Below are 9943 nucleotides of genomic sequence, written 5' to 3'. Positions count from 1 at the left end.
CAGTTAGGTGACAATGACCCATTACCCGCACCTTGGATCCACTTGAAGGATGCAGTTGGTGCACCAAAGTTTGTAAAAAGTACGAGTACGAATGTAGGTTTTCGTGTACAAAGAGTTGGTGATTAACTGTCTAACGTCAGCATAAAGTGGACAAAATATTTTCTAAATTAGTAGAGAGCTTCCATCATTTACAATTTTTAATTCTTTTAACTTCCTTCCAATTGTCAGGAAGTTCCAGTTTTGTTCCATGCGGAGCAGTGAAAAGTGTGCGCTCCCTTTTTGCGCCTCTTTTACCTTAGAAAGAGTTATACAACGGGAGCAACAGCATTTCTATCTAATTGAAAATTAAACTGATGTGATATATTCGTTGTCTTCATAACCCTGAGGTCCCGGGTTCAAATCCCGGTCTCGCTTCATGAAAATCAAGGACTTACGTTAAATCGTGGGTCCTTTGTTGTTTCTGCGTGAGGTTTTTGACTTCTTTAATCAAACTAATAGGTTAGCTTACCTTACCTTATCATTTAAAATAATAATATGAAACATAGAATATTTAAAAGGTCATTCTTGGTAAATTGGTTTTTGATTCTTACTCTTCTACTTTTTGGAAATACAGCATACACTCAAATAACTTATGGTTCAAATAATGGTAATTATATAACTATTAAAAATGCAAAAATATATTATGAAGAGTATGGCCAAGGGATACCATTGATATTATTACATGGTGGATTTGGATCTATCAGCCATTTTAAAGATATAATCGAGCCATTATCAAAAAAGTATAGAGTAATTGCTATGGATAGCCCTGGACAAGGGAGATCTGAACAAATAGATTCGATGAGTTATCAAATTTATGCTAATTATTATGCCGAATTTATTGATAATTTAAAATTAGATAGTGTTTATGTTTTAGGTTGGAGTGATGGCGGCAATTCTGCATTTATACTAGCTTATGATAGACCAGATAAAGTAAAGAAAGTAATTGTAAGTGGTGCCAATAGTGATACAGACGGATATCAAGATGGCGTTTTAGAAAACATGAAAAGTCATTTAGATCCAAAAAACATATCAGATGGGGTAAGAACTAGATGGTTACCTGATTTTTTAAATAAATCACCTAATAAAGATAATTGGGAGAAATCATATAAACAGCTTTATAATATGTGGGTTACTAAAGAAAAGATTAGCGATGCCCATTTAAGCAACATAAAAAGTAAATTTTTAATCGTTTATGGTGATAAAGATGTTACGAAACTTGAGCATGGACTTCATATTTATAAAACAATCAAAGGGAGCGAATTATGTATACTTCCTAATACTACACATTCTGTATTTAAAGAAAAACCGGATTTAATTACTAGTATTATATTAAACTTTCTAGATAAATAAATAGTATTATTAAATTATTTTTTAAGTTTAAATTTCAAAATCTTCATTCCGATAATATCACCAACGTAAATATTACCTTTACTATCAATTGCTAAATCATGGAACCAGGAAGTAGTTCTTTTGGTGGAGCCATTAGCTCCAAAATGATTTTTGGCATGTTGAGATGAATCAATTTCAAAAATTGTTGAACCATTTACTGTACTATCTTTTTTCTTTGTTGGATCATAGTCTATGGCGAAGAGTTGGCCTAAATTATCAATAGCAATTGAGGGCAGTTGTTTAACCTGCATATCATTTTTTAATTCCTTTAAAAAATTGCCATTTGCATCAAATAATTGAACTCTGTTGTTTTGCCTGTCAGCAACATATAAAGTATTGTTTTTATCAAGAGCTATTCCATGAGGTATTATAAATTCTCCAGGTTTATTACCATAAGTTCCCCATGATTTGATGTATTTTCCTGAAGAAGAAAATTTAACCACTCTGCTATTACCATATCCATCACTTACATAAAACGAACCATCATCGGCTACCGCAATATCTGTAGGGAGATTAAAATGTAAAGAGTCATTGCCCGATACTTTTGCTACTCCTAATTTCATGAGTAATTTTCCATCATGACTAAATTTGAAGATCTGGTGAAGTGCCACATCTGTTAACCAAATATTATTTTGATTATCTACTGTTAACCCGTGAGGCATAATAAAAGCATTTGCACCCCAAGAATTGATGATTTTACCAGATTCGTTATCAAGTTCAAGTATTGTATTGTTTGAAATAGCCGAGTCTGGGAATGGGGAAGTCCACTTGCGCCCTGCTCTATGAAAAACGAATATGTGATCATCTTTATCAATACTAATGCCAGTTGGTTGCCCTAAATAATAATTTTTACTTAGTTCAGGCCAGTTGTTTACTAATTCATAGTTAGTAGTACTTGTATTATTTTTGGTAGTTCCTGATTGGCAAGACAACACGAAACTTATTATCAAAAGTGCAAAGAATAATTTCATTTTTTTTATTTTTGTTAGTTTTTTATTTTTCTTCTGTTACGATAATCCTGTATCAAAAGATACACATAATAAAAATAATTTATATTTAATACTTGCGTAAACCTAAGACCTTCTATTTGCGCAAATTGGTTTTTTTCTGAAAAACTAACCCTAAATAAGGCAAGGTCTTACTTTAAATGGTACTCGTCTTTAATAAACTCTATCAGTTTTGAAGACTCATTCATTAATACGATTTCTTTTTTTCTAACCAATCCGGTGTGATTTCTTACATAATGAGCATGAGAAGCCAGTAAATTAATTTGGTTAGGGTCGTTATTGAATAATTTAGGGCTTCCTTCAGGGTATTCAAAAATATCTTCTCTTTGCATTTCCTGAAAAACTAGTGGGTTGAATACGACCATTACTTGCTTTCTATAATCGGCCATAATTATATTGTATTCATGGTCATTTAGGTATAAAACCTGTCTCATTAAAAGGTCATATTGTAGTATTTTATCTGAAATTTCTACATTGCTAATTAATCTAAAATTACCTGAATTTCTTAATTGTTGAATGGTTCTATCATTATATGACCAGTGATTCTTTCTTGATCCGATTCTAGCTAGATAATAAATACGTCCTGTTTCATTTGAATAATTGGGTGATTTTAATATCTTTATTAAAGTATCAAAATTTGCTTCATTACTTTTTCTAATTTCAATATCTTTTTCTAAGTTGGTTTTATCCAATTTAAGATCTTCAATTAAGGTATGGATAAATTCCTTTTCTCTTAGCCTTTCAACTTGATGTTCACGAACATTTTCTGCGAAAAATCCTAATGTTACTGCGGCAAATAACATCAAAAATTCTATAATATATTCATTCCATTTTTTTTTATGAGATAGATGATGAGGGTGGTGTACTTCCATTTTTTTATAGTTGAAACTAAATTTAATTAATAATTACGATATAAACATCTTGCAAAAGAGACCATATTATAATGATAATCTAAATAACCACTGCGTGAGGAAATTACCCCCTGAATTCGGTCAAAATCGGTTGATTTCGGTTTTCCCAAAACACAACTAACTACAAATCAATGCCTTCTTTTTCTCAAAAAATCTTCATAACCTGAGGTCCCGGGTTCAAATCTCGGTCTCGCTACATGAAAATCAAGGACTTACGTTAAATCGTGGGTCCTTTGTTGTTTCTGCGTGAGGTTTGCGTGAGGAATCACAATTTTTGATACTACAATTTTAATGTAAACTAGAACAGATTATAAACTATTTGCATTTAGTTATTAATTAACTTAACTTAATTTGACTTTGACTTTTTTATAGGGTATATTTACTTTTACTTTAAAGATAGACTATGAATAAAATTATGTACGTCATTGCGCTTTTTTTGCTAACCTTTAGCAGCGCCCAAGCCCAAAACACTACCGTTTCGGGTAAGGTTAGCGATTCTAAAGGAGCACCCTTGGAAGGTGTTACCATTAAGGAAAAAGGAACCAATAATGCAACCAAAGCCGATGCGAATGGTGCGTTTAAAATTGTTGTAAAACAAAAAGCAGAACTTCAATTTTCGGTAATAGGATTTGCCACAAAAGAAGTGAGTGCTGCAAATGCTTCTAACGTATCTCTAACCGAATCTGTAGACGACCTATCTGAAGTAGTTGTTACAGCATTAGGTGTAAAAAGAGAAAAGAAAGCATTGGGATACTCTATTCAAGAAGTAAAAGGCGAAAACTTAACGTTTGCAAAATCAGTTGACGTGAGTTCCTCTTTAGTAGGTAAAGTAGCAGGTGTTAAATTAATTGGATCACCAAGTTCTACTTTTGACAATGCAGACATTATTATTAGAGGTGTAACTGGACTTGGCTTAGCTGCTCCCATATTTGTAGTGGATGGTACAATTACCAATCAGTCTGCTGTAATTATGGATAACATTGAAAATATTTCTGTGTTAAAAGGACCTGCTGCCACTGCACTTTATGGTCAACGCGCTGCGAATGGTGCGGTTGTAATTTCAACAAAAAAAGGAGCTAGAAAAAAATATACAAGTGTTGATGTTAACCTTGGAACAACATTTGAACAAATCGCATTGATACCTACATATCAAAATAGCTATGCGGGCGGAAACGCTTCTAGTGCTTCAGTTCCAGGTACATCCTATGATGCACAGGGCTTCCCAATTTTTAAATACAATGCGGCTATTCACCCTGTATCTTGGGCTTCATTTAATGGACAAAAAATGCTTGACTATGGTGTAGATGAAAGTTGGGGACCAAAATTAGATGGTTCTCAATACCGTCCTTATTGGAGCTGGTTTCCAGGAGATGAATTTGGTCAAACAACAGCACTTGTTCCTCAGCCGAATAACGTAAGGGACTTTTTTAAAACTGGTATCAACTCGAATAATTCAATTGCTTTAACCAATGGTTCTGAAAACCATAATTTTAGATTTTCATATCAAAATCAAAATAGAACTTTAGTGATTCCTAATGCTTCTAGAGACCAACATCAGTTTGGATTAAATGGTTCTTATGATATTGGATCTCGTTTTACAATTTCTAATGACATCACATATACAACGTCGAAAACAAAAGGACAGCCTAATGAAGGTTACTTAAATGATGGTACCAACATTACGCAAAACTTTAACCAGTGGTTTCAAAGACAATTGGATATTAAGCGTATGAGAAATTATCGTGAAGCAGATGGATCTTTAAACAGTTGGAATATTGGTAACCCTAATTCTACTGGCAACTTAAAAACTTTGTTAACGCCAGCTTATTGGGATAACCCTTATTTTATTGCTTATGAAGATTATAATACCAATAAAAACAGCAGATTGGTTGGTAACATTGGGTTAAATGCAAAAATTAATAGTCATATTAATGTACAGTCTAATGTAAGAATTAATACATATACCAACGAAACAGAACAACGTATGGCTGCTGGTGGTTGTGAGATTAATTCTTATGGTTTGTCTCAAAACCAATACCGTGAGTTGAACTACGAAACCAATATGATTTATAAAAATAAATTTGGTGCCTTTTCTGTAGATGGTTTAGTGGGTGGAAACGCTCGTAGTAACTATTACTCTCAGTTGACTATGGCAACAGCGGGTGGCTTAAGTTCTGTAGATTATTTTGACATTGCTGCTTCTGTTTCTAGACCTGCTGTTTCTCGTTCTTATGAAAAGAAAAAAGTAAACAGCGTTTATGGAAAAGCTTCATTAGGTTGGAAAGAAATGTTGTTTGTTGATGGAACATTAAGAAACGACTGGTCTTCTTCTTTACCAGCTAATGCAAACTCTTACTTATATCCTTCATTAAGTGGTAGTTTCATTTTTACCGAATTGCTTAAAACAAACTGGTTAAGTTATGGTAAATTAAGATTGTCATACGCTTCTGTAGGATCTGATTTAGCTGCACACTCTTTAGACTTGTCTATTTCAAACGGTAGTTTTTATGGATTAAATCCATCAGCTACTATTGGGGATCAATTTAGAGGAGGTAATATTAGACCCGCATTAACAAAAGCATACGAAGCAGGTTTTGAATTGAAATTCTTTAAAAAAGTTGGTTTAGATGTAACCGTGTATGAGAATAACAATACCGATCAAATTTTAGGTATTTCTGTTTCTCCAGCAAGTGGTTTTTCTACCGCTCAAATTAATGCCGGAAATATTCAAAGTAGAGGTATTGAAATTTCAATCAATGGTAAGCCTATACAAACAAAAGACTTCTCTTGGGAAACAAGTGTAAACTTTGCTAAAAACCAAAACAAAGTTATTGAACTGGCTTCAGGTATTACTTCTTACGTATATTATTCTACAACTACTGGAGACGTCCGTTTAGAACATAGAGTAGGTGGCGATTGGGGTGTGTTTTATTCAAGAAAATGGAATCGTAACGCAGAGGGTAAAGTACTTATAGACGCAACTGGTTTGCCAACTTATTCAACCAACCAGGAAATTGGGAATGTACTACCTAAGTTTACAGGCGGGATGTTTAACACGTTTAAATACAAAAATTTTGATTTAAGCATGTCAATGGATTTCCAAAATGGCGGTTTATTTTCTTGCGTAACTCGTTATTATGGAACAGGTGCTGGTTTAACAGCAGAAACTGTGGGTGTTAACGATAAAGGAAATGATTGGAGAGATTTTCCAGGTGCTTACACTACAACAGGTGGAAGTGATGGCAAGGGTGGTATTCGTATTCCGGGTGTATTTGCCCCTGGTACTGCGCTTGCTGGTCAAGAAAATAACAGATATATTTCTGCAAGAGCATATTTCTACACTTCTTTACAGCGTGACGCAAGCAATTATATTCTAGATGCTTCTTACATTAAATTACGTGAAATAAGATTTGGTTATACTATACCTTCATCTGTATTAAAGAAAGTGCCATTTGCAAAATCTGCAAATTTGGGTGTGATTGTTCAGAACGCTTGGTTGATTTGGGCAAACACAAAGAAATATGGTATCGATCCATCTGAGTTAGAGTCATTCTACAGAGAAGGTGGTCAGTTATCTTCTACACGTCAGTATGGTCTTAATCTTCGTGTTTCGTTCTAATTCAAATGAGCTCAACAATAAAACAAATGACAATGAAAAAAATAATTATACTAATTGCAATTATAGCTACGATGCAGAGCTGTAATAAGTTTGGAGATACCAATGTAAGTCCAACGCTATTAACTGCTGCATCTACAAAAGCGTTATTAACCAACTCAGAGCAATCTATTAAAGGCCTTGTTTTTGGTACGCGCTACGCAAACTTTTATATTCAGCACTTGTCCGAAGGCCCTTATCCTGGTTCTTCTTTGTACAGTGATAGAAACGTAAGTTCTGGTTCTTTTTATACTGGACCACTTTACAACTTGCAAACTATCATTGATTATAACAATAGTGGCGACGCAAGCTCTGTAGGTAATGGTTCAAAAAATAATCAGATTGCTGCTGCTAGAATATTGAAAGTTTATTTTTATATGCTTGCTACAAATATCTGGGGTGATTTGCCTTATAGTGATGCGTTAAAAGCAAATAAAAACTATACACCAAAATATGATTCGCAAAGCGATATTTATACTGCTTTGTTCAAAGAGCTTACAGAGTCTGGAGCTCAAATTAATACAGCAGAGCAAGGCGTTGTAGGCGATATTTTATTTAATGGAGACATGGCTGCGTGGAAGCGTTTTGCCAATACCATTAGAATGGCGCTGGCTATTAATGTTTCAAAAGCAAATGCAGCTCTTGGTAAAACTGAATTTGCAAATGCTTTAGCTGCGGGTGTAATTACCAGCAACACACAAAACATTATGTATAAGTTTGTTACTGGCGACCCTAACAATTACAACCCTTGGTATGATAACTACACAGTAAGTAAAAGAGATGATTATGCAATTAGTAAGACAATGACTGATTACATGTCTGTTAAGTCTGATCCTCGTTTAAGCATTTATGCCGAAACATTGGCGGGCGGTGTAATTAAAGGTTTGCCTTATGGTATTTTAGCTACGCCTATTACCAATGCTTATAGCAGAATTGGTAATACACTTAGAGACCAAGGTTCTCCATTACCAATTTTTACCTACGCACAAGTTTTATCTTGGCAAGCAGAAGCTGCTAAGCTTGGATATGTAACAGGCGGAGATACCGAAGCAGCAGCAAAGTATTTAGCTTCAATTAAAGCGTCTTGGGAGCAATACGGTGTGTATGATGCAACTAAGTATGCAGCTTACATTGCCACTGTTGCTTACACAGCAGCAACTGGACAGAAACAAATTGTTACAGAAAGATGGGTGCATACCTATTTAAACAGTTGGGATTCTTGGAATGACTGGAGAAGAACAGGTTTCCCTGTTTTAACTGCAGCCCCGACAACAGTTGATTCTAGAGGTATTCCTTTTCGTTTAAGCTATTCAACTAATGAACCTTCTCAAAATACTGCCGCATATAATGATGCGATTGCTAGACAAGGCGCAGACGATAACTACACTAAAATGTGGTTGTTCAAATAAAGAGTTGAGAAACTTTTATTTTATCAAAGAGGCCGCCATTAAGTGTCTAACTTTTTTGGGGCAGTCTAATTGGGCGGCCTCTTTGATTGAGTATTTGTAGGAATAAAAAAAGAGACCCCTATCACTAGAGGTCTCAGTCGTATTTTTCCAAACTTAAAAATTATCTAAACAATTTGCTATAATATAATTTTTATTACACCCTTTCTTTGAAAGGAATTAAACAAAGGGTATTATTTTTTTACTTTTTCGGCAGCTTCACTTGCTAATTTGATATAACTACCTGCATCAAAAAATTCATTCGCTGAAACAATTTTATGGTCGCTATTAAATTTAAAATAAGCATAGTATTTCATATCAACTTTGTCTCCGTTTAATAATACCATATTCCATTCAACTAATGAACGAACACCTCCATCAGGTTTAAATGTAAGTGTATCTACAGTAGGTAAATAAACAACTTTAGTTATTTTAAACTCCTTTGTAATCGAATGGAAACCTACCAAATTTTTTCTAGATGCTGCTTTATTGGAAGAGGTATCACCAAGAACTGGAGAATTAAACTTCGCGGTATCAGCAAATAATTCAGACCAAGCATTTAAATCGTTTATAATAAATGAATCAAAAGCTTTTTGAACTACTTTAGAATTTTCTTTAAACAATGCAATGTTAGCATCTACAGTTTCAGTTTTTGTTTCTTGGTTTGTACAAGCAATTAATGATGCTGATACAAGAAAACATAATAATAGTTTTTTCATATTTTTTTATTTTGTTAATGTTTAAATATATTTAAAATTGCGATATAATAAAGTTTCAAATTATGCACATAATAAAATGATAATCTAGATCCCTCTGCGTGCCGAAAACACCCCCTGAATTCGGTTCAAATCGGTTGATTTCGGTTTTGTGAAAACGTAACTAACTACAAATCAACGCTTTCATTTTCTCAAAAAATCTTCATAACCCTGAGGTCCCGGGTTCAAATCCCGGTCTCGCTACATGAAAATCAAGGACTTACGTTAAATCGTGGGTCCTTTGTTGTTTCTGCGTGAGGTTTGCGTGAGGAAAACCGGTTTTTTGAGAAAAAATGAATGATAACATGGAAGGAATTTTAGAGTCCAAAAACGCCTTATTTTAAGTAACTTTATAGTCAATTCTGAATATGAATATCGCACCAGTTTTACATAAAGCGTCATTAAAATCATTTGACGAAAAAATGAATGATTTGAACTATTGGTTAGCTCAACCTTTGATAAAAAGGCTTGAAGCGGTGACATTTTTAATATCTCAAACTGTAGATTTAAAAACTACTAGGATGGATAAGTCATATGTAGTAAGAAGAAAACTGAAAGCATGACATTAGCCCAAGATTTTGAAGATTTTGTAAAGCTCCTTAATAAAAACCAGGTTGATTATATGGTAGTTGGTGGCTACGCATTAGCGTTTCATGGCAAACCAAGACATACTGGAGATTTAGATATTTGGATTAATAGTTCAGAAGCTAATGCAGAAAAATTAGTAATTGCAATTAAAGAA

7 protein-coding genes and 1 pseudogene are annotated in these 9943 nt (G+C 33.9%); 5 read left to right on the top strand and 3 right to left on the bottom strand.

All coding sequences use genetic code 11. The features are described 5' to 3' along the window. The first annotated feature begins 579 nt into the window (after window positions 1-579). Window positions 580-1389, top strand: a complete 810-nt coding sequence (locus ACKVOD_RS05610) for an alpha/beta fold hydrolase (RefSeq protein WP_409208490.1) — start codon at window positions 580-582, stop codon at window positions 1387-1389. Window positions 1390-1403: 14 nt separating this feature from the next. On the opposite strand, the gene ACKVOD_RS05605 is transcribed toward ACKVOD_RS05610, so the two are convergent. Both ACKVOD_RS05605 and ACKVOD_RS05600 read right to left on the bottom strand, forming a co-directional pair. Further along, entirely contained in the window at window positions 1404-2399 is a 996-nt protein-coding gene (locus ACKVOD_RS05605; RefSeq protein ID WP_409208489.1) for a peptidyl-alpha-hydroxyglycine alpha-amidating lyase family protein, read from the bottom strand. A gap of 167 nt (window positions 2400-2566) precedes the next feature. Next, window positions 2567-3307 carry a hypothetical protein gene (locus ACKVOD_RS05600; RefSeq protein WP_409208488.1) on the bottom strand — a complete coding sequence of 247 codons (741 nt, stop codon included), beginning with the start codon at window positions 3305-3307 and terminating at the stop codon, window positions 2567-2569. A gap of 442 nt (window positions 3308-3749) precedes the next feature. Here ACKVOD_RS05600 and ACKVOD_RS05595 point away from each other — a divergent pair, with 442 nt between their 5' ends. Beyond that, entirely contained in the window at window positions 3750-6965 is a 3216-nt protein-coding gene (locus ACKVOD_RS05595; RefSeq protein WP_409208487.1) for a SusC/RagA family TonB-linked outer membrane protein, read from the top strand. Between the two features lie 32 nt (window positions 6966-6997). Further along, window positions 6998-8410, top strand: a complete 1413-nt coding sequence (locus ACKVOD_RS05590) for a SusD/RagB family nutrient-binding outer membrane lipoprotein (RefSeq protein ID WP_409208486.1) — start codon at window positions 6998-7000, stop codon at window positions 8408-8410. Window positions 8411-8640: 230 nt separating this feature from the next. Here ACKVOD_RS05590 and ACKVOD_RS05585 read toward each other — a convergent pair whose 3' ends face one another. Beyond that, the gene (locus ACKVOD_RS05585) at window positions 8641-9165 is read right to left on the bottom strand and encodes a nuclear transport factor 2 family protein (protein ID WP_409208485.1); all 525 of its coding nucleotides are present in this window, start codon (window positions 9163-9165) and stop codon (window positions 8641-8643) included. Window positions 9166-9569: 404 nt separating this feature from the next. Between ACKVOD_RS05585 and ACKVOD_RS05580 the strand changes: the two genes are divergently transcribed. Both ACKVOD_RS05580 and ACKVOD_RS05575 read left to right on the top strand, forming a co-directional pair. Continuing rightward, entirely contained in the window at window positions 9570-9764 is a 195-nt protein-coding gene (locus ACKVOD_RS05580; protein ID WP_409208484.1) for a hypothetical protein, read from the top strand. Next, window positions 9761-9943 (top strand): annotated as a pseudogene (locus ACKVOD_RS05575) (hypothetical protein); the annotation flags it as partial. The gene ACKVOD_RS05580 and the pseudogene ACKVOD_RS05575, both read left to right, overlap by 4 nt.

Source organism: Flavobacterium sp. (assembly GCF_046155325.1).
Classification (GTDB): Bacteria; Bacteroidota; Bacteroidia; order Flavobacteriales; family Flavobacteriaceae; genus Flavobacterium.
This window is presented reverse-complemented; position numbering and strand designations above follow the sequence as displayed.

Bases quoted from the DNA above. Each gene is read 5' to 3' on its own strand.
- ACKVOD_RS05605 (WP_409208489.1), bottom strand. From the start codon at position 2,399: ATGAAATTATTCTTTGCACTTTTGATAATAAGTTTCGTGTTGTCTTGC.
- ACKVOD_RS05600 (WP_409208488.1), bottom strand. From the start codon at position 3,307: ATGGAAGTACACCACCCTCATCATCTATCTCATAAAAAAAAATGGAAT.
- ACKVOD_RS05595 (WP_409208487.1), top strand. From the start codon at position 3,750: ATGAATAAAATTATGTACGTCATTGCGCTTTTTTTGCTAACCTTTAGC.
- ACKVOD_RS05590 (WP_409208486.1), top strand. From the start codon at position 6,998: ATGAAAAAAATAATTATACTAATTGCAATTATAGCTACGATGCAGAGC.
- ACKVOD_RS05585 (WP_409208485.1), bottom strand. From the start codon at position 9,165: ATGAAAAAACTATTATTATGTTTTCTTGTATCAGCATCATTAATTGCT.
- ACKVOD_RS05580 (WP_409208484.1), top strand. From the start codon at position 9,570: ATGAATATCGCACCAGTTTTACATAAAGCGTCATTAAAATCATTTGAC.